The following is a 22,172-nucleotide window of genomic DNA, read 5'->3' as shown; positions in this document are numbered from 1 at the left end:
CGCATAAAAAAACGATTCCTTTTGAGGGAATCGTTTTTTTGTGTCTTAGCGCTTTATTTTAAAAAGTAACATCTCAATTAGTAATGACTTATTCATCCCGCCCGTTTTCATCTGGTGATCTGCATTTGCAAGCATTACCATAAGATTCGTCAATTCTTCATCTGTAAACTGATTCGCTTGGCCAGCGGCAAGCTTTACTCGAAAGGGATGAGTTTTCAAAAAGCCCGCAATTTGCTGCTGCCCATATCCTCTGCGCGAGAGCTCTTTGACTTGATAAATTAACCTGAACTGCCCTGCCAGCAAGGCTAAAATTTTAATAGGCTCCTCATTTTGCTTTAATAAATCATAATAAATTCTTAGGGCAGCCTCCGGTTTTCGTTGTACAACCTTCTCTATCAAGGTAAAAATATTTTGTTCAAGCGACCTCGACACTAACTTTTCTACTATTGCCGCATTAATTCGTTTTTCCTCTGCAGCGTATAAAGCTAATTTATCGACCTCGCTGCTAATCATAAACATATTGGTTCCAACCAAAGTTATTAACAAATCGAGCGCATCGTGGTCAAAAACAATGCCATTAATCTTTGCTCTTTCTTTCACCCAATTTTTTAAATCGTGCTCATTTAATTTTTTAGCCTCCACTAAAACCGCAGATCTCTTTAATTCTTTGGTCACTTTTTTTCGTTCATCCAGCTTCTCATAAGGTGCTGAGATGACCAAAACAGTGTAGGGTGCTGGATCTTTAAGATATGCTTCAAGCCGCGCGAGGTTATGGTCAATTTTATCTTTTGTCTTTTCTGCAGTTAAAAATTTAGGATTATGTAAGAAAATTACTTTTTTCTCACCTAAAAAAGGGAAGGTCTCAGCGTCTTCTAACGCCGCTTCAATAGGGGTTTCATCTAAATCATAAGCAGTAAAATTAAAGTCCTTCTCTTCTTCATCTAAAACGTGATTTAGCAGCAATTGTTTTGTTTCATTGATTAAAAATGCTTCTATACCATATAATAAATAAATGGGAGCAATTTCCCGTTGTTTAATTTGTTTCCAAATATCTAATACCATTATCCAAGCTCCCCTTCGATTCACATTCCATTATCTATCGTAATGAAGCTTGGACAATTTGACAAGTGTTAAAAGGGAAATGACGCTTATCTTATAAGCGCCAAGTCCCGATCTATAATGAACGCCTGCAACCAAAGCCCTAGGATCATTTAATTGCATGGCGGAGTTCCTTGTGTAAATTTAGTGTCACCTTTTTGGATTAAAGTATTTGTGTCAACTCTTGTCAATACAGGAAGTAGATATTGAAAGCATGCTGGATTTTTTAAATAAAAAAGCTTATACTATAATGTGAAATAGGAGGGGTATACTGTGAATGAATTTGAAAAGAATGTGCAAAGTAAACGCAACGACGCAATTGATTCTGGGGTAGGCTTTATCGTTTCTTTTGGTTTTTTTGCTACAATGTTTATTATTGCAACAGTTATTAAAATTATCGGTTCCTAATGTACGCTACATAATGAATGTTGGGAGGCTGCATATCTTGCAGTCTCTTTTATGTTTTCTGATGAGCTATTGCTTTATATTATGTAAATAGGAAGAAAAGGTTCCACGCTCACCGTAAAACCTATACGTAATTGCACCATGCAGATCAGTCCGGTATATTGTTGTTTTTGCAAGTTGTTCTAACACCTCGTTATGAGGATGACCATACCGGTTTCTTTCACCAACAGAGATCAAGGAAATCGTTGGTGTAATACTATTGATAAATTTCTCACTGCTTGAGGTCTTACTACCGTGGTGACCAACCTTCAAAATATCAATATCCAAGTTTGGGTATTTCCTTATAATCCTATCTTCCCCCTCTTGATCGAGATCACCTCCAAAAAACCACTTGAGCCCTCCAATGTTGGCGATAATGACGATCGATCCACTATTACGCTCGCCCTGATAATTTTTTTCAGGACTTAAAACATAAAATAAGCTTTTTCCATTTTTCCATTGACTTCCCCGAGCAACCTTTACCACCTGAATACCTAATTTATTCGCCTCCTGAATAACGGTTAATTCGGATTGTGAAGGTTCAGCAACCGACGGCATAATAATCTGTTCTACTTCTATTTCCTTCAAAACAGCTACAGACCCGCCAATATGATCACTATCACCATGTGTCAGGATTAGTTTATCTAGTTTCTTTATTCCCTTCCCCTTCAAAAATGGGACCACCACATCTCTCCCAACTTCATATGGTTTTGCTGCCTTTTTCCATTCTTCCTCTTCGAATTGGACACTGCCTCCAGTATCAATTAAATAAGTACCATTACCAAATGGATAGTGAATTAATATACTATCCCCCTGTCCAACATCAATCATGGTGACTTCCCCATATGGATTTGCCCAATTCCATATGTTCTGAAATGTAAATAAAATAATTGCTAAAAGAATGATTATGTATTTCCTTCTTTGTTGCAAACCTGCTTCCCATAATAGAAAAATAATTAGGATAATAAGAATATAAACCATAAAGTTTAGCCAGTTTGGTCTTCCAGTTATAAACTGAGCAAACGATAAGTCTGCAAGCTGTTCAATTAGACTATTTGCTAAGGTAATTATTTTCATAAATATATTTATAAGAAACGATGGAGTGTCCTTAAAGATAATCTGAATGAAAAACAAAAGATATAAACCTGGAAGAAAAACAAATGAAAAGAGTGGAATATAAAGAAGATTAGCCGCAATGCTAATAAAGGAAATTTCAAAAAAGTGGTACAGTAATATTGGCAGCGCTGCAAGTTGAGCAATAATTGAGGTAACCACCATGGCTGAAATTGTTTGTTGGTACCGAGACAGAATGTTAGAGGAAGATAAAATAATGGCAAAGCTGACGGAAAAGGACAACTGAAACCCTGCATCTAAAATAATCAGCGGAGTAAAAAATACATATATCATTAGCGTGAGACTAATAGCATCAATTGGTGACATTTTTAAATGTTTTTTCCATCGTAAAATAAATAAAACAAGGAAGATCATTAATACAGACCTTATAACGGAAGGTGAAGCACCGGTTAAAATTGCATAAATCGGTAAAATGATTAGAAGAAAATTCATCATGAACTGTCTAGTTAACCCAATTCTAATTCCTAAATAAAAAACCATGCCAATTAATAAAGAAACATGCAGCCCAGAAATGGCCAGTAAATGGACGATACCTGTCTTTTGATAATCCATTAATATCTCTGGATCAAACATACTCCGATCCCCAAAAATTAATGCTGCTGAAAGTGCCGCAATTTCAGTTGGAAAGTTTTTTTCGAGGTAGCCTATACCATTAAAACGTATTTCTTTTATCATGGTTAATGGAGATGACTTAATGAGAGAGCATTTACTTAGAGGTTGATTACTTAGTTCGACAATCTTATAAACTTGTTTATTGTATAAATATGTACGGTAGTTAAAAGCATTCGGATTTTTAGCAATGGAAGGATTTTTCAATTGACCAGTGACTTGACAGAGACGGCCATAAAAGTTGGTGTTTTTAAGTTCCTTTTTCTCTTCCTCAGATTTTATTTGATAGCGTATTAGAAGCTTTTCTTTATTCTTTCTATCTAATGCTGCAACCTTAAGCAAATCACCATCAAATTTTGTATTTTCTGTATATTGAATTTGAAAGGTAGATGTGTTGTCTGACAGTTTAGATGTATTATCTGCTAAGGTATGTTCACTGGTGAGAAAAAAAAGAATGAAAATACCGGTGACAAATATAAGCTGGTAGCTGCTATAGCTCTTATATTTACTAAGGAGAAAAAGGTAAATGGTGGTTAAAAAAATAACCGGAAGAAAAAGAAATAACGAGGTTGATATACCTAATAACGCAGCTATCGCAAAATAAAAATATTTACCATTCATATTATTCTCCATTTTTCAAGAAAGGATATATAACGCCGGGACGTCCCGGCGCTATTTTGAGGCTTAGTGGTTTAATTGGCGTAAATCAATAACAGATTCTTTTAATTCTACCTTTTCAGTCTTTACTTTTGCTTGCTGAAATAACTCCACTGCATGAGGGTGATTCTTATAATCCTCTGCATAATAAACTGTTTTAATCCCAGCCTGGATAATTGCTTTGCAGCACTGTAGACATGGAAAATGAGTTACATAAATTTCAGCTTCAGCTGTAGGTACACCAAATTTGGCACATTGCAGGAGAGCATTCATTTCTGCATGAATCGTCCTTACGCAATGATTATCAATGACATAACAGCCTTTATCGATACAATGGTCTCCGCCGGCAATAGAACCGTTATAACCACCCGCAATAATTCGCTTATCTCTGACAATCGTCGCTCCCACTGTAAGTCTTGTACAAGTACTTCTTAATGCCAGCAAATGGCTTTGTGCCATAAAATATTGATCCCAAGAAATGCGCTCCATGTTCTCCAACTCCTCCAAATTTCGATTTATTTCTGCCTTAAGTGTAATATTGGAGACTTTAAAAGGTCAATAAGTTTTCCTTATTGGACCGTAATTAAATCTTTTAGTTTATCAAATGTTTTGTCACCGATTCCGCTTATATTTTTCAAATCTTCAACACTTTTAAATGGTCCATTTGTATTCCTATATTCCATAATTGCAGCAGCCTTTGAAGGACCAATCCCGGGCAGATTTTGCAATTCATTTTCATCTGCTTTATTTAGATTTATTTTTCCTTGTTTAGTTCCTCCAGTGTCAGAAGGATTAGTAGTTAACCCCTGCGGGATACTTCCTTCCTCTCCTTTTGCAGGAATATAAATCACCATTGCATCCTGAACATGCTCGGCAAGATTCACCTTGCTTTCATCTGCATTTTCCGTTAACCCTCCAGCACGCTGAACCACATCTATTACCCTTTCATCCTGACTAGATGAATAGACACCGGGCATTTTGACCTGCCCCTTTACATCTACAATGAAGCTTTCAGGATCCTGTTTCTGGTTTTGTGGCGGCTGAGAGACCTCCTTTTCTTCATTTATCTCTGCTGGGACAATATGTTCCATATTAATTTCTGAGGATGAATTTCTATCCTCTAAAAAATAATAAATGGTCCCAAATGCTATGATGACAGCGATAATAAGATAAATTTTATGCTCATACATCCAATCCTTCATAATGAATCCATCCTTTCAGTTGGTATATTTCACTATCAATTTTCATATTGTTATTAGAGAATCTGCATGCGAAGGAGGGTCGGAATAATGAAAATAGGTGTCATTGGTACCGGGAATATGGGGACAGTTTTGATCGAGGCTTTGATCGATGGAAAAGCAGTTTCCCCTTCTTCAATGGTTATAACAAATAGAACAAAAACAAAAGCGATGCTGCTTAAAGATAAATATAAGGGTATTAGGGTTGGGGAAAATGCAGCTGCAGTCGCATCTCAATCCGATTTGGTGTTCATCTGTGTTAAACCCTTGGATGTATATAAAATTCTTGATGAGATTAATCCCCATTTGAATAATAAGAAATGCATCATATCGATCACTAGCCCTATCGATACAAATCAACTTGCTGCTAAAACAATTAGTTCAGTAATTAGGGTTATTCCGAGCATTACAAACCGTGCATTAGCGGGAGTTTCTCTTATAACGTTTGGTGATCAGTGCAGTGATATTTGGAAAACAAAAGTGGAGAGTCTATTTGCGAAGATATCGGTACCGGTAACGATTGATGAGAAAATAACAAGAGTGGCATCTGATATTGTCAGCTGCGGTCCAGCATTTTTCAGTTACTTGCTGCAACGGTTTATACTCGCAGCTGTAAAAGAAACGGAGATTGATCAAGAAACGGCGACAGTGATGGCGAGTGAAATGATTGTTGGTCTCGGGGAGTTAATCAAACAAGGGCATTATACATTACCTTCATTACAAGAAAAAGTTTGTGTTAAGGGCGGCATCACAGGTGAGGGCATTAAAGTAATGGAGGAAGAGCTTGGAGAGGTCTTTGAACATGTTTTCCAAGCAACACATTCAAAATTTAATGAAGACCTTGAAAAGGTTAATTTACAGTTCTATAAGCATTAATTCGCTAAGAAATAACAAAATCCTTTATTATTTTCAAAAAAAAGCCATCTTTTTTTACAAAGATGGCTTTTTTTGATTCCCTCTGTTAATGGGGCTGTTGATTTCCGCTCCAGGTGCTTCGCGGACCTTAGGGCGTGCCGGGGAGCCTCCTCGGCGCCTTAGCGCCTGTGGGGTCTCCCCAGCCCCGTACTCCCGCAGGAGTCTTCGCACCTTCCGCTCCAATCAACAGGGTGCCAATTATCTAAAGTATGCACACACAATTTTTCCATTCTCGCAGAACTTTTCGAGAGCCTTTTCTTCTTTTTAAAAAGTCGTTTTTCTTGCAATAAAAAATATTCTTTCGGATTGTTCCTGCGGTTCTTGATTCTCGAAATCTGCACTGACTTCCAGTAATTCAAAACCTGCTTGTTTTAACCAATCAGCATACTGTTGTACAGGGTATGTTTTCTGAAAATGAAGTTCATCAAAGCGATCATACTTGCCTGATTGTTCGTCTAAAACAAAAAAACTTAATTCATGCTCCACACTATTGGGTGAATCGCCAGCAAAGCTGTTCCAAATATAGGACAAGTGTCCCTCTGCTAACGTAAAGCTTTGGTTCATAAAAACGTGAGAAATTTTATAAAGAGAATGGACATCAAAGAAGAATAGGCCGCCATCCTTAAGGTGATTAAAGCTACTTTTAAACGTATGTATAACATCGTCATCAGATTGCAAGTAATTTAATGAATCACAAAAAATACCGATAATATCAAATTCTTCGTGTCCTTCTAAACTCGCCATGTCCTGTTCAAAAAAAGGAATTTGCAAACCCTGTTCCTGAGCTTTTGCCTGAGCAACCGCGAGCATATCAGCAGACAAGTCTACACCTGTAACCGAAAAGCCCTCCTTGGCGAAACGAACGGAGAGCTCTCCCGTACCACAGGCAAGATCAAGCAGACTTTTACCACCTGCTTGATATTGATCCAATTTTTCTTTTACAAATCTCACCCATTCATCATATGGAGCATCTTGCATCAGCTCATCATATAAATAGGCAAACCGTTCATAGCTCATGTTGTCAGCTCACTGCGAATATCCTCTAACGGTGCATCGCCCCATAAGCGTTCTAATTTGTAGTAACTTCTTTCATCACGGTGGAATACATGGGCAACCACATCTCCAAGGTCAATTAAGATCCACGTAGCTTCGTCAAAGCCTTCCATTCTTCGCACATTATATCCGTTTTCTTCAGCTTTTTCTTTAATTTCTCTTGCAATCGCCTGAACTTGTTTGTCGGAGTTCCCGTGACAAATAATAAAATAATCGGCAATTAAGGAGATTCCCTGCATATTGAGTGCTAAAATGTCTTCAGCTCTTTTATCATCTGCAGCTTTTACAGCAATTTTTAATAATTCTTGATTAGACATTAATCAATCCTCCTGTCTCATTACGAGATCATTATATGTTTTAAAGCTATCCGGATAAACCGGTTGATTCTTTTTCATTAAGAATAGTATGGTATTTTTAACCGCTTGTATTAATGCGGTATTCAAATTTTCTTTGGCTAAGGCTCTAACCTCATCCACTCCTGGAAAATGTCGGCCTGGTTCAATATAATCTGCTAAATAAATTACTTTTTCTAACAGGGTCATTCCCGGCCTTCCAGATGTATGGTAACGGATCGCATCAAGCACTTCCTTATCCTTTATTCCCGCTTCAATTTCCACCAAGTAGGCTCCTGCAGGTGCATGCCATAATTCCGCATGATAGTGGAGTAAATCTTGAGGGGAATTTTGGTTGAGAATAATTTGCCTCATTTCATCCTTAGGGCGAAATTTAGCATAGTCATGAAAAATTGCAGCTGTTTCTGCCTTTTTTTCATCAGCACCATATTGTTTCGCTAAAGCAATGGCAGTTTCCATGACACCTAATGTGTGCTGATATCTATGGTCAGTCAACTGTTCTTTTACAATTTTTAATGCTTGTTCACGTTCCATATAAATGATTCTCCCTAATAAAGTCGATGACAGGATCAGGTAATAAATAACGTACCGTCATCCCTTGCTGTACTCTCTCTCTTATCATGCTTGAAGAAACATCAAATGCTGGTACATCCACGTAAATAATAGGATAATCGGTTTTAATGCTATATTCCGGTCTTTCAACACCAACAAATCTCACAAGCTTAATTAATTCGTCAATTTTATGCCATTTAGGCAAATATTCAATCATATCTGCACCAATGATGAAGAAAAACTGATGATTTGGATATCGTTCATTCAATATCTTCATGGTATCGACAGTAAACGATGGACCTGATCTCTCCAACTCATTTTTTTCAATTCGGAAGGATGAATTCCCCTTGATTGAAAGCTCAAGCATTTGCAGCCTGTCTATATTCTCAACTGACTCCGATTTCTGCTTATGAGGAGGCTCTTGGTTTGGCATAAACCAAACTTCATCTAGATTAAGTTTGGAGAGTACCTCATTAGCAATTAACAAATGTCCGTAATGAGGCGGGTCAAAGGTCCCTCCCAAAATCCCAACCTTTGTCATGACGAAACCTCCTGTACTATGGAAGTGAAATTTGTTTCTTTTCTACCGACTCTTTATAAAGCACGATCGTATTTCCAATGATTTGAACGATTTCAGCTCCTGTTCCTTTAGCAAGCTGCTCTGCAACAACATCTTTATCTTCTTCACAATTTTGCAAAACACTTATTTTAAAAAGTTCTCTCGCCTCTAACGCGTCGGCCACTTGCTTAATCATATTTTCATTTACTCCGCCTTTTCCTACTTGAAAAATCGGATCTAAATGATGGGCTTTCGACCTCAAAAATCTTTTCTGTTTACCTGTTAACATTTCACGCCTCCAACTGTCTTAATACATTTTCTCTCATTCTTTTTACATCAGGGAAAATTCCTGTCCATTTTTCAAATGCCAAAGCACCTTGATAAACGAACATTTCAACTCCATTTTGGACGGTTGCACCCTTCTGCCTTGCTTCCTTTAATAATTGTGTTTCTAGTGGGTTGTAAACAATATCACAAACCAAGGCTTGGTTATTTAATTTTTTTAGACTAATGGGTGTTTCTAACACATTTGGGTACATGCCTATCATTGTTGTTTGAATAACTACATCATATTCATTCAGTTGAACCTCTGCCTCATCTAAAGATAAGGCTCTAGAATTTGATTCAAATGGGCATGCCTTGATTAACTCTGTCGCTTTTATGACCGTTCGATTGGTAATATCAAGTGCAAGAGGCTTCATTTTCGCCATCGTAAAATAAATCGCCCTTGCAGCCCCTCCTGCCCCTATAACTAAGACCTTCTTGTCAGAAAAGGATGAGATATATGGTTCCAAACCTTTAATAAATCCATATCCATCCGTGTTATAGCCGACTAGTTTCCCATTATCATTAACCACCGTATTTACTGCACCAATACTCAATGCCAAATCATCCACACTATCTAGAAAAGGTATAATCGCGCTTTTATGTGGAATTGTTACGTTAAATCCTGAAATCCCAATTGCCTTCAACCCTCTAATAGCTGTTTCTAATTCCTCTGGACTTACTTTAAAAGGATGATAATGGGCATCGATTTCATAATAGGATAATACATCATTAAGCATAATTGGTGACATTGAATGACCAATTGGATACCCCAAAACCGCAAAAAGTTTCTTCACCTGGTTTCCCCCCATTTCGCTGTCTTATCTAGATTAAGGATTTTCGGGTCAAGGTTTGCACACCCTTTGGCACATATGCTGCAACCTTTACTCCCGGCTCATTAACGGTGACCCAGCCAAGTCCAGAAAACACAACGTCCGTTTTTGCTTCCTTAATCGTAAATTCTTGTCTTACCAGCTCAGGAAATGAATCTAATTCATCCTTTCGAGGTGGAGCTAGCAGTTCCCCAACATGGTTTCGATATAATTCATCGGCATTCTCCGTTTTGGTACGATGAATATTAATTTCATTTGAAACATGGCAAACAAATGAATTCCTGTCACCACTAATAAAATCAAACCGAGCCAATCCTCCAAAGAACAAAGTTTGTCCTTCATTTAATTGAAAAACCTTTGGGTTTATCTCTTTTTTCGGAGTAATAATTTTTAAATCCTTTTTATCAACATAGTGGGCCATCTGATGGTGATTGATGATTCCAGGTGAATCAATCAGTGCTTTGCCATCCTCTAGTGGTATTTTAATGATGTCTAAAGTGGTACCAGGAAAGTGTGATGTAGTGATAATATCTCCTTCACCAGTAACCTCTTTTATGATTCTATTTATAAATGTAGATTTCCCTACATTTGTACATCCTACCACATAGACATCTTTTCCACTTCGCATTTCATCTATTGCCGCCGCTGTTTCTTTGATATATTTGCCTTTCTCCGCACTAACTAAATAGACTTCCTCAGGCCGTAGTCCTAACTCTTTTGATTCCTGTTTCATCCAATGAATCAATTTGTTATGTTTCACCGATTTAGGTAATAGGTCCACCTTGTTACCAACTAAGACGATTTTGTTATTGCCGACAAATCGGTGTAACCCTGGCAGCCAGCTGCCATTAAAGTCGAAAATATCAACAATCATAACAATTAATGCATCTGTTTGGCCAATGCCATTCAAAATTTTCAAGAAATCGTCATCTGTTAAACTGACATCCTGAACCTCATTGTAATGTTTAAGACGAAAACAGCGCTGACAAATAATACTATCCTTTTCGAGCGCTGATGACGGCGCATATCCTAATTCCGCGGGGTTTTCAGTTTGGACCTTAACACCGCAACCCATACATAAATATTGCTCTTGTTCACTCACACTTTAATCCTCCCATTGAATCATGCCTTTTCTTCTGAACCAGTTCAAAATTCTTCGCTCCGCAAAACGGTTAAATTTAGTGAAAAATCCATCTGTTTGTGCAACCGGAACAACAAGAATCGTATGAAACCCGCTTCGATTTCCACCTAAGACATCTGTTAATAACTGATCCCCAATAACAACTGTTTCCTCTTTCTTAATTCCCATTTGGGAAAGCGCCTTATTAAACGCGCGCACTAGTGGCTTCCGCGCTTGAAATATAAATGGAATTTGTAATGGATCCGAGAATTCCTTCACACGGTTTTCATTATTATTAGAAACAATTGTAACGCGTATATTATGTTTTTTTATTTGTTCAAACCATTTTATGAGCTCCGGTGTGGCATTCGGCCGATCCCATTCCACAAGCGTATTATCTAAATCCGTAATAATTCCCTTAATCCCTCTTTTTTTTAGTTCTCCAGGGTCAATATCTAATATGCTTTTTACATGCTCATCAGGTAGAAAATTTTTTAACACTAAGCTTACACCTCATTAATCATCTGTTTATCTGTACCATCATAACCAATTTTAACCGTAGTATCAAAATAAAACTATTATAGTTGTTTTGTTTTATTATTTGTCAAAGTTCGACATTCTTACAAAGATGTATCACCTTTTTACTATAAATATGAAATATAAAAAATATTTTTCGACAAAATCACAGCATTTTCACTTCTGTGGATAAAGTTATTAACATTATACCCATTGTTTCAAGTACTTTTTTATACTTTATAAACAAATTAGTCACAAGTTATCCACTGCAAATTGTGAATAATTGGAAAGGTTGTCCTATCGAATTTAATTTGGTAGATTTAGGGTACAACAATTGAACCTACCATTATATGCTTCAATTATACATTTTAGTACCATTTATTTTTCTTATGGAGGTGCATTCTGGCTTGCGTAAACTGTCAGATGAATTACTCATTGAATCCTACTATAAAGCAAGAGAATTAAATCTAAGCCCCGAGTTTATACATCTAATAGAAACAGAAATTCATCGTAGATCCTTATTCAACAAAATGAAAATTTCTTCATAAATAGATAATCCATATGCCCCTCGAGGGCTTTTTCTTTTTTATAAAACAGTACGGCACTTATTAAGCGCCGCTATTTCCCTTAACAAGGACTCCAATTTTTTCACCAATTCGAATATCCTTTGGTGTATGGATAGAGGAATCTAATTTGAAAATCCCCTTCTCAAACAACAAAACCACTGTGGAACCGAAACTGAAGTACGCCATTTCCTCACCTTTTTGCAGATGCATTCCTTGATGAGTTTTTTCAATCGAGTTTACAAACATGGCTCCTACTTTCACAATCGCAATATGCCCGCTTGCTGTATTCACTTCTGTAATCATTCGATAGTTTTTCGCTAACGTTCGAACCCCATACTTTAAACCCATTTTATTAACAGGGTATGACTTTGAGCCAAGCGTCCACTGGTTTACGATTGCACCATCTGCAGGACTATGAATCCGATGGTAATGACTCGGGCTTAAATAGAGCACCATATATGTACCATTTAAATATTTCGTAACAGTATGTTCGCTTCCAAGCATTTCTTGTATGGAATATGACTTGCCCTTGACGAGCATTTCACTTGTTTCATTTATGGACCCGACATCCTCGATCACGGCATCCACTGGACTCACTACCGAATTTTCATTTTTATCAACCAATCTTACTTCCTTTTTTAAAGTCCTGATAAATAAATCGTGCAGTGTGGGATATTCATTGAGGGCTTTTTCCATTTCATTCTGATTTAATTTATAAATCTTAGCGAAGGAAGGAACGACGAATCTGCTAACCCTCGAGCGTGCAAACCGCCTTAAAATGACCGATGACCATCTTCCATTCGTTAGTTCTATCATTAAACGATATACATGCTTTAACATTACATGACCCCCAAAAAGTGTAAAAATACTCTTTACGAAATGGCTAAAAAAGCTTAATATTAAATAAATAGAGTTAGGAAAATAAATAAAGTTCTCTTCCTACTTGTTGAGAAGGAGTGGTGGAGCTAAATGTTTTTATTAGACGTTTTTGATTCGACAATTAAGAAACTGAAGTCTCAAACAGCGAATGTTATTACCTTAACGAATTTATCCTTTGGTGGTTTTGCGATCATTTTTGCACTGGAAGGAAATTTACGACTAAGTTTGCTTCTAATTTTTATTGCTGCTTTAGCTGATCGTTTTGATGGAATGGCGGCAAGAAAATTTAATATCGAGTCAGAGCTAGGCAAACAATTAGATTCCATGAGTGATATTATATCATTTGGAGTCGCACCAGCACTATTACTATATCAAGGAATTTTAAATGAATTCGGCGGACCTGGATCGTTCTTTACCGTCTTCTATATCGGCTGCGGTGCTTTTAGATTGGCACGCTTCAATATTACCGAAAGCAACGGGTATTTTACTGGTTTACCAATTACAGCTGCAGGCTGTTTAGCCACCTTAAGCTTTTTAGCTATCCCTTACGTCCCAGCTCAAACTTTTTTATTCATTATCATCATTCTATCATTCCTAATGGTTAGCCCATTTAAACTAAGGAAAATGTAAAAAAGATAAGCGGGAGCGCCCTAGGCGCTGAAGCTAGACAAGCAAAGCCCAGCAGAAATCTGCTGGGCTAAAATTTTATTTATTTGCTGTTAATTGAAGGAATTCCTCTATATCATCAATACAGATTTTGACTGCCTTTTCCCAGAAATCCTTTTGGACTAAATCCACTTGTAAGTGCTTAGCCGCCAAATCCTCAACCGTCATTGAAGCGGTATCTCTTAATAAAGAAATATACTTTTCTTCGTATCCTGTACCTTCCTCAAGCGCCTGCGCATAGATTCCAAGTGAAAACAGATAACCAAATGTATACGGGAAGTTATAAAACGGCACGCCTGTGATAAAGAAATGAAGTTTGGACGCCCAAAATAATGGATGATACTCGTCTAAAGCATCACAATAAGCTTCCTTCTGTGCATCCTCCATTAATACGTTTAACGTTTCAACGGACACTGGACCACGCTTTCTTTCCTCATAAAAGCGTGTCTCAAATAAAAAGCGCGCATGGATGTTCATTAAAAGAGCAACCGTTCTCTGAATTTTATCATCTAGTAAAGCAAGCTTCTCTTCTTCGTCCTTGGCATTTTTTACAGCTGCATCAGCAACAATCATCTCCGCAAAGGTCGATGCCGTTTCGGCCACATTCATGGCATACCCGCGGTTAAGATAATGTACACCCTTCATCGCATAGGAATGGAAACCATGCCCCAGCTCATGAGCCAATGTAGAAACATTGGAAGGAGTACCTGAATAAGTCATGAAGATACGTGATTCTTCACTTTCAGGGAACCCTGTACAGAAACCGCCAGGTGCTTTCCCCGGACGATCCTCCGCTTCAATCCATTGATTTTCAAACGCCTTCTTAGCAAAAGCAGCCATTTTTTCACCGAAAAGAGCAAAGTTTTGTTCAATGAATTCTGCACCCTCTTGGTAAGATACCTTGGACTCCGTTTTTCCATATGGAGCATCTAAATCAAACCAGCTTAACTTTTCGAGACCTAAAAGCTTAGCTTTACGGTTTAAATATTCTACAAGCGGCTGCTTATTTTCAGATATTACCGCCCACATTGTCTCTAATGTTTCTTTTTTCATTCGGTTAATACTCAATGGTTCTTTTAATACGTCTTCCCAGCCGCGTTTTTGATAAACATTTAACCGGAAACCTGATAAATGATTTAATGTTTTTGATAAATAATCTGCTTGTTCATTCCAAGACTTTTCCCAGCTCCTAAACACTTCTTTGCGTACTGCCCGATTTGAACTGGAAAAGCGATTGGCCGCCTGCCCTACGGAAAGTTGTTTTACCTCACCATTTTCCTCAATAGAAACCTTTATTTTACTAACAATGAGATCATACAATTGGCCCCAGCTATGGTAGCCATCGACACCTAATGCACTGATTAATGCTTCTTCCTCAATTGAAAGCTTTTCTTTTGCCCTCTCGCGTCTTTCTGTCAGCGAAAAGGTCAACTCTGATAAGTATTTATCTTCTATTAATTGTGCCCATACCTTATCATTGATGGATGATAAAAGATTATCAAATGCACTAAGCGCAGATTGAAATGTAGCACTAAGCCCTGTTACTGTCGCTTCAAGAGTATATGCCTTTTTATCTTCTGTATTTTGAGCTTGTAGGCAGCCTACAAATGCCGCAGCTTGGCGAAGCTTTTTACCTGCTTTTTCAAAGTCTGATAAAAACTCCTTCAAATAAACGCTATCCTCTGCTGAATTGAGCGGTTTCCAGTTATGTACTTTTGTTTTAAAGTGGTCAATTAATTCCCCTGTTACCTTTAAGTGTTCTGCCAGTTCAGCTGAATCGCTTCCACCTTTAAAAAATACTTCAAGATTCCAAACATCTGAATATGTAGTGGCTGTCATCCTATACCTCCCTTGAATATGTACTTTTTCATTATAATATATTTTTTGAATAATTCTATTATTAGCGTTTTAAACAAAAAATAGCTTGTGCCAGGAGTGCACAAGCATCATTATTCTTAACAGCAGGTTGTATAGTACCACCAGCCGCCGAAGATGAGCACCAATATCAGTAAAACGATAAAGAGTGCATACCATCCTCCTCCACCAGTTGTATAGGGTACAGGATAAACTGGATAAGGGGCTGGGCAGCAACAATAATTTTGATAACCATATGACACATGAATACCCCCTTTTCCTTTTATAATAGGTTATGTCCCGGTTTTGTGACATGTATAGGCACAAGCCGTTTTAACAAGAAAATAGAGCCGGAATAATCTCCGGCTCTCAACTTAGTTCTTTTTCTTACGCTCTTTCTCAGCTCGGTAAAATTCATGAAACATCTTCATTAATGCTCTTTTTTCAATCCTCGAAACATAGCTTCGAGAAATACCCAATTCCTTCGCAATTTCTCGCTGTGTCTTTTCCTTTTGAAGGTCAAGACCAAAACGACCTACGATTACTTCCTTCTCTCTGTCATCAAGGACATCGATATATTTTCGAATTTTTTCGAGCTCCATGTTTAACTGAATGGTATCGATCACATCTTCTGATTCGGATTTTAGTACATCAATAAGTGAAATTTCATTGCCTTCTTTATCCTGTCCAATCGGGTCATGCAAGGAGACATCTTTTTTTGTCTTCTTTAGAGCTCGCAAGTGCATAAGTATCTCATTTTCAATACAACGAGCGGCATACGTAGCCAACTTTGTTCCTTTGCCTTCTGAATAGCTCTCAATGGCTTTAATTAATCCAATGGTTCCGATTGAAATCAAATCCTCTGAATCTTCCCCAGTGTTTTCAAACTTTTTGACGATATGAGCTACAAGCCGCAAATTATGTTCAATCAACATATTACGAGCATGTGAGTCCCCTTCCGCCATTAACCGTAAATATTTCCTCTCATCTGCAGCAGAAAGGGGCTGCGGAAAAGCATTGTTTTTTACATAAGAGACAAGAAATAAAAATTCCTTAATGAGATAACCAAGTGCTGTGAAAATGCCTGCCATGCACATACACCCCCGTGCTTTTTTGGGCTTTGCCTATAACTAATTCCTATGTTAGAAACAGTCCAATTGTGTCTGTCCAAGACATTTATTTGAAAATAAAGCCTTTTATCATACATATAAAAAAAGCATTGACCTCTATAAAAGATCAATGCCGACTCATTATTCTACACTTAGTTCTGCTGATATTACACAGCTAATTGCCCCAGTTATGACCAAAGCCATTACGACCATGAACTCTTCTCCACCCCTTTAGATAGACCCTTTTATCTACTTCGAATTTATCATATTTTCACAGTATCTAACTTCAGGGATTGTGAACATTCTGTTAACAAAAATAATTAGTTCTTATCTATCATTTTTGAATTTCTTTTTCGTTTTTAAGAAAAGAAATAATAAAAAGTTGTGTACAGGCATTTTGAGCTACCTCTCCTTAAATAGGCTAACTAGGTGGAATCCTTCATACTCCATAAGCTTGCTCCACGGTCTTGTAATAAATAAATCATTGTAAAACCACCCTTCTTTTTATTGTTGTTAAGCCTTAATACATAATGCGATGAACAGAAATTTGACGATCTTTTGTTGTTTCATATATTTCTTTGATTTGTTCTTGATGAGCTGCTTCTTCGATACTCATCTCACGTTTTTTGATGGTAATCGATAAAAATAAGATATTTAAGGTCATGACTATCACCTCCCATAAAGGGTTTACTACATTAAATGATAAGCTGTTACTTGACGGTCTTTGTGCTGATCATACAGCTGTTCAATTGTTTCATTTCGAATTGCTTCTTCTAGACTTTCATTATGCTTATTAACTGTAATCGAAAAAAATAAAATATTAAGAGTCATTTAAATACACTTCCTTTTTTTAGGGTTAATTTATAGTAAATGATAAACCGACAGTTGATGTGCTTTGTTTTGCTCATAAAGTTTTTCAATCATTTCATTTCGTTCTGCTTCCTGTAGGCTTTCTTTGTGTCTTTTGAATGTAACTGAGATAAAAAATATATTTAGGGTCATCCTTATCACCTCTCTTCCTTTTATAACCAAATCTGTCAATAATATCCATCTAATGAGCACAAAAAGGCCGCAAGAAATTACTCCCTTGCAGCCAATTTTTAGGCACAAAAATACCGCAGGGCGCGATTCTCCCTGCGGCATGGATATGTATAGTTAACCAGAATTAGTTAAGCAATCCATTCCCGTTGGTCGAATGCAAATTATTTACATATGCAGTTGTAATCCAAGTAACATTGCTAGTGACTGCAGCTTTTAACTTCATCATCATTTTCTTCGACCCCCTTCGGAATTTTTTACTAACTACGGTAATTATATCCATCAACATATCCTTTGTAAACCACTTTTTTGAATTTTTTTTAAAAATAGTTAATTTGCCTGCAAAAAAAAAATAAACGTTCATAAGGGAACGTTTATCGCTGGTTACCATCTTCCATATCCATAAGTTTTATCTGACACTGTTTCGATTGAATAAAAAGTAAAATCGAAACCGCTAAAAAGGACATCGAAGCGATCATCATTATATTTACATCCATCTCACTCTTTGTGTCGGACGGAATAATTACACCTAAAAAGAAAAATACACCGACAGCAAGTAATACGACAGCAAATTGTCTAAAATCAACCATTTTTTCGTAAATCTTCTTTGTCTGTTTGTCCACTGTAGGTCACCTGCTTTTCTTAAAATCTACTAAGCTACTTTAACACAAAAAACAGCTTAAATGTGGATGTAAATTTTAGAAAAACAGAATAATAATAATCCGGCGTAAAAGCCGGATTGGATTCCTATTATTCTAATGCCTGTTTTAGATCTTCTATCAAATCCTCTACATCTTCAAGACCAACTGAAATTCTCACTAATCCTTCTGTTATCCCTAATTCTGCTCGTCGTTCTATAGGAATGGAAGCATGAGTCATTCTTGCTGGTACGGAAATAAGACTTTCAACCGCACCTAGACTTTCCGCCAAAGTAAAATAATGAATCTTACTTAGGAGTTTATCTGCATTTTCTGCACTTCCCACATCAAATGAAACCATTCCTCCAAAACCTCTTACCTGTTTTTTTGCAATGGAGTGATTTGGGTGTGTTTCCAACCCGGGGTAATATACTTTCTTGACTGCAGGATGTCCTTGTAGGAAATCAACAATAGCAGCAGTATTATTTTCGGTTTCTTCCATCCGGATACCTAACGTCTTAATACCCCGAATTAAAAGCCATGAGTCTTGTGGTCCTAGGACGCCTCCAGTTGAGTTCTGGACAAAATGAAGGTCTTCAGCAAGCTTCTTACTATTAACCACCGCTAACCCCGCTACAACGTCGCTGTGTCCTCCTAAATATTTTGTTGCACTATGAAGAACAATATCAGCACCAAGCTCAATTGGATTTTGCCAATAAGGCGTCGAGAAGGTATTATCAACGATTGTCAACAGCCCAGATTCTTTGGCAAGTTTCGCCACTTGTTCAATATCAGTAATTTTTAAAAGTGGATTTGTTGGTGTTTCCAAATGGATCGCCTTGGTATTTGGTTTTATTGCACTCATAATAGCCTCTAGATTACTGGTATCAACGAAAGTTGAATCTATTCCTAAACGGTTTAATACCTTCGTCATAACACGAAACGAGCCGCCATACACATCATCTGTTAGAATCACATGATCTCCACTATTAAAGAGCATCATGACAGCAGTCATAGCGGCCATTCCTGAACCAAAGGCAAAACCCGCTTCACCACCCTCAAGATCCTTAATCAGCTCTTCAAGGGCAAATCGAGTAGGATTACCTGTTCTTGAATACTCGTAGCCTTTGTGGCCGCCAACGCCTTCTTGCTTATAGGTGCTTACTTGATAAATGGGGAAAGAGACTGCACCTGTTGCCGGGTCGGTACTAATACCGCCATGAATTAATTTTGTTTTTCTTTTCACCTAAATCCCCCCTTCATAAATCTTCTTACTTAAATAGCGTTCACTTCCATCCGGAAAAATAACGACAATATTCGTCCCGACTTTGGCACCTTCTGCTTCCAACATGGCGGCCATAAATGCCGCTCCAGATGAACTGCCAACTAATAGACCTTCCTTTGCTGCTAATTCTTTCACAAACCCAAATGCATCCTCATCAGGAATTGTATGAATCGCATCAAAATAATCTGGATCCATATAATCAGGTAGAAATTCCATACCAATTCCCTCAGTTTTATGAGGGCCTGATTCACCGCCATTTAATATTGAGCCTTCTGGTTCTACAATAACAGTCTTTATGGCTTTATTCTGGTCTTTTAAGTAACGCGCAGTGCCCATAAAGGTTCCGCCTGTGCCAGCTCCAGCAACAAATATACTAATATTTCCATCCATTTGCTCCCAGAGCTCAGGCCCTAGTGTTTTATAATAAGTTTCAGGATTAGCTGGATTGCCAAATTGCTGCGGACAATAAGATCCAGGGATTTCTTTAAGCAGTTCCTCCGCTTTCGCGATTGCTCCCTTCATCCCCTTTTCAGTTGGCGTATGAACAATTTTTGCTCCTAGAGCTTTCATTAATTCTTGTTTTTCAATACTGAACTTTTCAGGTACACATAAAATAACCTGTACCCCTTTGTTTAGTGCGGCAAGCGCTATTCCTATCCCTGTATTCCCGGCTGTCGGTTCAATCACCGTCCCCCCCGCTTGAAGCCTTCCACTTTCAAAAGCCTCTCGTAAAAGCTCTACACCAAGACGATCCTTAACACTGCCGCCAGGATTCATGAATTCCAGCTTAGCAAAAATACGCACGCCTTTCGGCAGTAAAAACTGAGTAATTTCCACCATAGGTGTGTGTCCAATCATTTCATGTACATTTTTGTAAACTCTCACTGCCACGCCACCACTTTCTGGCTGACTATCTATCTTAAAGCTGCGACGATTTTCATGACCAACGTAGCTGAATGGGTTGCAGCTTGGTCGATGAATTGATCAAAAGAGATTTCAGATTCCTTTCCAGCGATATCAGATAATGAACGAATAATCACGAAAGGAACCCCGAAACGATGTGCAACTTGTGCAATCGCAGCCGCTTCCATTTCAACAGCCTGTAATTTATCAAACTTTGATTGTACAAACTTAACACGTTCTGGATCTTCCATGAAGGAGTCTCCTGTTACGATTAACCCTTTCACGACTTTAAATTTATCTAGTTCTTTCGCTGCATTTACAGCCACTTCAACTAATTTATCGTCAGCCAAAAAAGCTGCCGGTAGTTGCGGTACCTGCCCATATTCATAACCGAAGGCTGTTACATCCACATCATGATGACGAACCTCAGTTGATATTACTGCATCACCTACATTTAAATCGGGATTGAATCCCCCAGCAGAGCCTGTGTTGATTACACAATTAGGCTTATATTTTTCAAGTAAAATGGTTGTTGACATTGCAGCATTTACTTTTCCAATTCCGGAGCGCAGCAAAATCACTTCTACTCCGTTCATTTGTCCAAAAGTAAACTCGCATCCGGCTATGGTTTCTTGTTTTTGCCCCTCAATATTATCTCTTAATAATTTTACTTCTTCTTCCATTGCTCCGATGATGGCAATTTTCATATTCAAACCTCTCTCTATCGTTTTTCTCCTTTCATTAACCAGACAAAATGATTACAACGATTAAAACTAACAGTAAAACCACTATTTTCTAAAATACTTTTTAAAATTGGGATGGTGGTATAATATTCTGTTTCCAAATCTTTTGCCAGGTTATGAAAGCCTTGTTCTCTCGCTTTTACGATTGCATTATTATACTCTTCCACTGATTCAAACATCGTATCCGCAAACACTATTCTACCACCTTTTGAAAGCAGCTTTCCATATTTGGCAATTGCTTCATCCTTTTCCACATCAGTCAGATGATGGAATGCATATGTGGAGACAATTGTATCAACATTTATTATTTCAGGAAAATGAAGAAAATCACCGTCGAGTATTTTTGCTTTGGTTCCGAGCTTTGCTTCTGCTATTCCCCGCATTGGTACCGAAGGCTCAATTCCAGTTACCTTTAAACCCGAATCAAGCAGTTTTTTCGTCAAGTTACCCGTTCCAACACCAAACTCAACGACGTTGCCCTTTGAAAGTGCTGTCACAGCTTCTAATATTTGCTCATACCCAGCAAAAACCGCCTTATATTCGCGATTATTTCCGCCAACACTTTCATCATATGAATCCGCCCATTGTTCAAAGACATCTAAAAATTCAAGTCCCAATCCATCAATCCTCCAAACATTCTTATAAATCCTATATGTATACTATGAATTAAACACAAACTTGTTATCATAATTTCCACTTTCATTGAAATATTCATTGATTACAATGTTGGTAATTACTAAAATGTAGATATAGAAGGGATGATACGATGATGAATTTTCAAATTGATTTCATTGATGATAAAGTAGAATTTTTTGACGCAACGGATTTAAAAGTTTTAGAAAAGAAAATCGAGGCAAAAATTGAGGAAAACAAAGCGATTCTTTTAGGCGTTCATTCAGTCTCACATCAAATGTATGCTAACGAAAAGGGGCAAACGTACTTTACCGCAGTCGTTCATTTTAAACGTAAATAGAAAAGCGGAAGCGCCTTGTCCAGGGGCGACAGGCATAAGACGAGCCGGCGTGAAGGTTGCTCTTTAACCTTCATGACGGATTGGCTTATGACCCCGAGCCCCTAGGCGCTGGA

28 protein-coding genes and 1 pseudogene are annotated in these 22,172 nt (G+C 37.7%); 5 read left to right on the top strand and 24 right to left on the bottom strand.

The window, feature by feature from the left end; translation table 11 throughout:
* Window positions 1-45: 45 nt before the first annotated feature.
* Window positions 46-1,062: a DNA polymerase III subunit delta gene (holA, locus tag QFZ31_RS28400; RefSeq protein WP_307309635.1), complete on the bottom strand. Its 1,017-nt coding sequence runs from the start codon at window positions 1,060-1,062 to the stop codon at window positions 46-48.
* 309 nt (window positions 1,063-1,371) lie between these two features.
* Between holA and QFZ31_RS28395 the strand changes: the two genes are divergently transcribed.
* Window positions 1,372-1,506, top strand: a complete 135-nt coding sequence (locus QFZ31_RS28395) for a YqzM family protein (RefSeq protein ID WP_045517769.1) — start codon at window positions 1,372-1,374, stop codon at window positions 1,504-1,506.
* 66 nt (window positions 1,507-1,572) lie between these two features.
* Here QFZ31_RS28395 and QFZ31_RS28390 read toward each other — a convergent pair whose 3' ends face one another.
* The 3 genes and pseudogenes from QFZ31_RS28390 to QFZ31_RS28380 form a co-directional block, all read right to left on the bottom strand.
* Complete coding sequence (locus QFZ31_RS28390) at window positions 1,573-3,906, bottom strand: DNA internalization-related competence protein ComEC/Rec2 (RefSeq protein WP_307309631.1); 2,334 nt, start codon at window positions 3,904-3,906, stop codon at window positions 1,573-1,575.
* 78 nt (window positions 3,907-3,984) lie between these two features.
* Window positions 3,985-4,431: pseudogene (locus tag QFZ31_RS28385) on the bottom strand (ComE operon protein 2); the annotation flags it as partial.
* Window positions 4,432-4,511: 80 nt separating this feature from the next.
* On the bottom strand, window positions 4,512-5,144 hold the full coding sequence (locus QFZ31_RS28380; protein WP_307309626.1) for a helix-hairpin-helix domain-containing protein: 633 nt from the start codon (window positions 5,142-5,144) through the stop codon (window positions 4,512-4,514).
* Between the two features lie 87 nt (window positions 5,145-5,231).
* Between QFZ31_RS28380 and comER the strand changes: the two genes are divergently transcribed.
* Window positions 5,232-6,056: a late competence protein ComER gene (comER, locus tag QFZ31_RS28375; RefSeq protein ID WP_179596924.1), complete on the top strand. Its 825-nt coding sequence runs from the start codon at window positions 5,232-5,234 to the stop codon at window positions 6,054-6,056.
* Window positions 6,057-6,359: 303 nt separating this feature from the next.
* On the opposite strand, the gene QFZ31_RS28370 is transcribed toward comER, so the two are convergent.
* From QFZ31_RS28370 to QFZ31_RS28335, 8 genes are read right to left on the bottom strand one after another with little or no spacing between them, the layout of a single operon-like run.
* A complete protein-coding gene (locus tag QFZ31_RS28370; protein ID WP_307309620.1) occupies window positions 6,360-7,112 on the bottom strand; it encodes a class I SAM-dependent DNA methyltransferase in 753 nt (250 codons plus the stop codon).
* Complete coding sequence (gene rsfS, locus QFZ31_RS28365) at window positions 7,109-7,465, bottom strand: ribosome silencing factor (RefSeq protein ID WP_063251362.1); 357 nt, start codon at window positions 7,463-7,465, stop codon at window positions 7,109-7,111. The genes QFZ31_RS28370 and rsfS overlap by 4 nt, the downstream gene beginning before the upstream one ends.
* A 3-nt stretch (window positions 7,466-7,468) precedes the next feature.
* Window positions 7,469-8,035, bottom strand: coding sequence for a bis(5'-nucleosyl)-tetraphosphatase (symmetrical) YqeK (yqeK, locus tag QFZ31_RS28360; protein ID WP_307309619.1), 567 nt, complete (start codon window positions 8,033-8,035; stop codon window positions 7,469-7,471).
* Window positions 8,025-8,594, bottom strand: a complete 570-nt coding sequence (locus QFZ31_RS28355) for a nicotinate-nucleotide adenylyltransferase (RefSeq protein ID WP_307309618.1) — start codon at window positions 8,592-8,594, stop codon at window positions 8,025-8,027. The genes yqeK and QFZ31_RS28355 overlap by 11 nt, the downstream gene beginning before the upstream one ends.
* Before the next feature lie 16 nt (window positions 8,595-8,610).
* On the bottom strand, window positions 8,611-8,901 hold the full coding sequence (gene yhbY / locus QFZ31_RS28350; RefSeq protein ID WP_179596935.1) for a ribosome assembly RNA-binding protein YhbY: 291 nt from the start codon (window positions 8,899-8,901) through the stop codon (window positions 8,611-8,613).
* 1 nt (window position 8,902) lies between these two features.
* Window positions 8,903-9,733, bottom strand: a complete 831-nt coding sequence (gene aroE / locus QFZ31_RS28345; protein ID WP_307309616.1) for a shikimate dehydrogenase — start codon at window positions 9,731-9,733, stop codon at window positions 8,903-8,905.
* A 28-nt stretch (window positions 9,734-9,761) separates the two neighbouring features.
* Window positions 9,762-10,844 (bottom strand): ribosome biogenesis GTPase YqeH, encoded by a 1,083-nt coding sequence (yqeH, locus tag QFZ31_RS28340; protein WP_307311835.1) that lies wholly within the window; start codon window positions 10,842-10,844, stop codon window positions 9,762-9,764.
* Between the two features lie 30 nt (window positions 10,845-10,874).
* Window positions 10,875-11,390 (bottom strand): YqeG family HAD IIIA-type phosphatase, encoded by a 516-nt coding sequence (locus QFZ31_RS28335; protein WP_307309615.1) that lies wholly within the window; start codon window positions 11,388-11,390, stop codon window positions 10,875-10,877.
* A gap of 422 nt (window positions 11,391-11,812) precedes the next feature.
* Here QFZ31_RS28335 and QFZ31_RS28330 point away from each other — a divergent pair, with 422 nt between their 5' ends.
* A complete protein-coding gene (locus tag QFZ31_RS28330; RefSeq protein WP_045517793.1) occupies window positions 11,813-11,953 on the top strand; it encodes a sporulation histidine kinase inhibitor Sda in 141 nt (46 codons plus the stop codon).
* A 60-nt stretch (window positions 11,954-12,013) separates the two neighbouring features.
* Here QFZ31_RS28330 and QFZ31_RS28325 read toward each other — a convergent pair whose 3' ends face one another.
* Entirely contained in the window at window positions 12,014-12,811 is a 798-nt protein-coding gene (locus QFZ31_RS28325) for a phosphatidylserine decarboxylase (RefSeq protein ID WP_307309613.1), read from the bottom strand.
* 129 nt (window positions 12,812-12,940) lie between these two features.
* On the opposite strand from QFZ31_RS28325, the gene pssA reads away from it, so the two are divergent.
* Window positions 12,941-13,480, top strand: coding sequence for a CDP-diacylglycerol--serine O-phosphatidyltransferase (gene pssA, locus QFZ31_RS28320; RefSeq protein WP_179596945.1), 540 nt, complete (start codon window positions 12,941-12,943; stop codon window positions 13,478-13,480).
* 75 nt (window positions 13,481-13,555) lie between these two features.
* Here pssA and QFZ31_RS28315 read toward each other — a convergent pair whose 3' ends face one another.
* The 11 genes from QFZ31_RS28315 to QFZ31_RS28270 form a co-directional block, all read right to left on the bottom strand.
* A complete protein-coding gene (locus QFZ31_RS28315; RefSeq protein ID WP_307309609.1) occupies window positions 13,556-15,355 on the bottom strand; it encodes a M3 family oligoendopeptidase in 1,800 nt (599 codons plus the stop codon).
* A gap of 116 nt (window positions 15,356-15,471) precedes the next feature.
* Entirely contained in the window at window positions 15,472-15,633 is a 162-nt protein-coding gene (locus QFZ31_RS28310) for a hypothetical protein (RefSeq protein ID WP_307309606.1), read from the bottom strand.
* A 111-nt stretch (window positions 15,634-15,744) separates the two neighbouring features.
* Window positions 15,745-16,461 (bottom strand): RNA polymerase sporulation sigma factor SigK, encoded by a 717-nt coding sequence (gene sigK, locus QFZ31_RS28305; protein WP_045517798.1) that lies wholly within the window; start codon window positions 16,459-16,461, stop codon window positions 15,745-15,747.
* Between the two features lie 538 nt (window positions 16,462-16,999).
* Window positions 17,000-17,143 (bottom strand): YrzI family small protein, encoded by a 144-nt coding sequence (locus QFZ31_RS28300; RefSeq protein WP_307309603.1) that lies wholly within the window; start codon window positions 17,141-17,143, stop codon window positions 17,000-17,002.
* A gap of 26 nt (window positions 17,144-17,169) precedes the next feature.
* The gene (locus QFZ31_RS28295) at window positions 17,170-17,310 is read right to left on the bottom strand and encodes a YrzI family small protein (protein ID WP_307309600.1); all 141 of its coding nucleotides are present in this window, start codon (window positions 17,308-17,310) and stop codon (window positions 17,170-17,172) included.
* Window positions 17,311-17,340: 30 nt separating this feature from the next.
* Window positions 17,341-17,481, bottom strand: coding sequence for a YrzI family small protein (locus tag QFZ31_RS33905; protein ID WP_373459884.1), 141 nt, complete (start codon window positions 17,479-17,481; stop codon window positions 17,341-17,343).
* 410 nt (window positions 17,482-17,891) lie between these two features.
* Window positions 17,892-18,140 carry a YrhC family protein gene (locus tag QFZ31_RS28290; protein WP_179596975.1) on the bottom strand — a complete coding sequence of 83 codons (249 nt, stop codon included), beginning with the start codon at window positions 18,138-18,140 and terminating at the stop codon, window positions 17,892-17,894.
* A gap of 127 nt (window positions 18,141-18,267) precedes the next feature.
* On the bottom strand, window positions 18,268-19,401 hold the full coding sequence (locus QFZ31_RS28285) for a bifunctional cystathionine gamma-lyase/homocysteine desulfhydrase (protein WP_307309597.1): 1,134 nt from the start codon (window positions 19,399-19,401) through the stop codon (window positions 18,268-18,270).
* Complete coding sequence (locus QFZ31_RS28280) at window positions 19,402-20,325, bottom strand: PLP-dependent cysteine synthase family protein (protein WP_307309595.1); 924 nt, start codon at window positions 20,323-20,325, stop codon at window positions 19,402-19,404.
* Between the two features lie 29 nt (window positions 20,326-20,354).
* Window positions 20,355-21,050: a 5'-methylthioadenosine/S-adenosylhomocysteine nucleosidase gene (gene mtnN / locus QFZ31_RS28275; RefSeq protein WP_307309592.1), complete on the bottom strand. Its 696-nt coding sequence runs from the start codon at window positions 21,048-21,050 to the stop codon at window positions 20,355-20,357.
* A 14-nt stretch (window positions 21,051-21,064) separates the two neighbouring features.
* Window positions 21,065-21,703 carry a class I SAM-dependent DNA methyltransferase gene (locus QFZ31_RS28270; RefSeq protein WP_307309591.1) on the bottom strand — a complete coding sequence of 213 codons (639 nt, stop codon included), beginning with the start codon at window positions 21,701-21,703 and terminating at the stop codon, window positions 21,065-21,067.
* A gap of 149 nt (window positions 21,704-21,852) precedes the next feature.
* Here QFZ31_RS28270 and QFZ31_RS28265 point away from each other — a divergent pair, with 149 nt between their 5' ends.
* The gene (locus QFZ31_RS28265) at window positions 21,853-22,059 is read left to right on the top strand and encodes a DUF2536 family protein (protein WP_373459883.1); all 207 of its coding nucleotides are present in this window, start codon (window positions 21,853-21,855) and stop codon (window positions 22,057-22,059) included.
* The last annotated feature ends 113 nt before the right edge of the window (window positions 22,060-22,172 follow it).

This window comes from Neobacillus niacini, assembly GCF_030817595.1.
Classification (GTDB): Bacteria; Bacillota; Bacilli; order Bacillales; family Cytobacillaceae; genus Neobacillus; species Neobacillus niacini_G.
The sequence above is the reverse complement of the archived record's forward strand: the minus strand, read 5'-3'. Positions and strand labels throughout refer to the sequence as shown.

What these genes read in the sequence shown, in the direction of transcription:
- yqeK (WP_307309619.1), bottom strand. Translation starts at nt 8,035, where the DNA reads ATGGAACGTGAACAAGCATTAAAAATTGTAAAAGAACAGTTGACTGAC.
- QFZ31_RS28295 (WP_307309600.1), bottom strand. Translation starts at nt 17,310, where the DNA reads ATGACTCTTAATATTTTATTTTTTTCGATTACAGTTAATAAGCATAAT.
- pssA (WP_179596945.1), top strand. Translation starts at nt 12,941, where the DNA reads ATGTTTTTATTAGACGTTTTTGATTCGACAATTAAGAAACTGAAGTCT.
- QFZ31_RS28315 (WP_307309609.1), bottom strand. Translation starts at nt 15,355, where the DNA reads ATGACAGCCACTACATATTCAGATGTTTGGAATCTTGAAGTATTTTTT.
- yqeH (WP_307311835.1), bottom strand. Translation starts at nt 10,844, where the DNA reads ATGGGTTGCGGTGTTAAGGTCCAAACTGAAAACCCCGCGGAATTAGGA.
- QFZ31_RS33905 (WP_373459884.1), bottom strand. Translation starts at nt 17,481, where the DNA reads ATGACCCTAAATATATTTTTTATCTCAGTTACATTCAAAAGACACAAA.
- comER (WP_179596924.1), top strand. Translation starts at nt 5,232, where the DNA reads ATGAAAATAGGTGTCATTGGTACCGGGAATATGGGGACAGTTTTGATC.
- QFZ31_RS28265 (WP_373459883.1), top strand. Translation starts at nt 21,853, where the DNA reads ATGATGAATTTTCAAATTGATTTCATTGATGATAAAGTAGAATTTTTT.
- sigK (WP_045517798.1), bottom strand. Translation starts at nt 16,461, where the DNA reads ATGGCAGGCATTTTCACAGCACTTGGTTATCTCATTAAGGAATTTTTA.
- yhbY (WP_179596935.1), bottom strand. Translation starts at nt 8,901, where the DNA reads ATGTTAACAGGTAAACAGAAAAGATTTTTGAGGTCGAAAGCCCATCAT.
- QFZ31_RS28380 (WP_307309626.1), bottom strand. Translation starts at nt 5,144, where the DNA reads ATGAAGGATTGGATGTATGAGCATAAAATTTATCTTATTATCGCTGTC.
- QFZ31_RS28370 (WP_307309620.1), bottom strand. Translation starts at nt 7,112, where the DNA reads ATGAGCTATGAACGGTTTGCCTATTTATATGATGAGCTGATGCAAGAT.
- QFZ31_RS28390 (WP_307309631.1), bottom strand. Translation starts at nt 3,906, where the DNA reads ATGAATGGTAAATATTTTTATTTTGCGATAGCTGCGTTATTAGGTATA.
- mtnN (WP_307309592.1), bottom strand. Translation starts at nt 21,050, where the DNA reads ATGAAAATTGCCATCATCGGAGCAATGGAAGAAGAAGTAAAATTATTA.
- QFZ31_RS28325 (WP_307309613.1), bottom strand. Translation starts at nt 12,811, where the DNA reads ATGTTAAAGCATGTATATCGTTTAATGATAGAACTAACGAATGGAAGA.
- holA (WP_307309635.1), bottom strand. Translation starts at nt 1,062, where the DNA reads ATGGTATTAGATATTTGGAAACAAATTAAACAACGGGAAATTGCTCCC.
- QFZ31_RS28355 (WP_307309618.1), bottom strand. Translation starts at nt 8,594, where the DNA reads ATGACAAAGGTTGGGATTTTGGGAGGGACCTTTGACCCGCCTCATTAC.
- rsfS (WP_063251362.1), bottom strand. Translation starts at nt 7,465, where the DNA reads ATGTCTAATCAAGAATTATTAAAAATTGCTGTAAAAGCTGCAGATGAT.
- QFZ31_RS28300 (WP_307309603.1), bottom strand. Translation starts at nt 17,143, where the DNA reads ATGACCTTAAATATCTTATTTTTATCGATTACCATCAAAAAACGTGAG.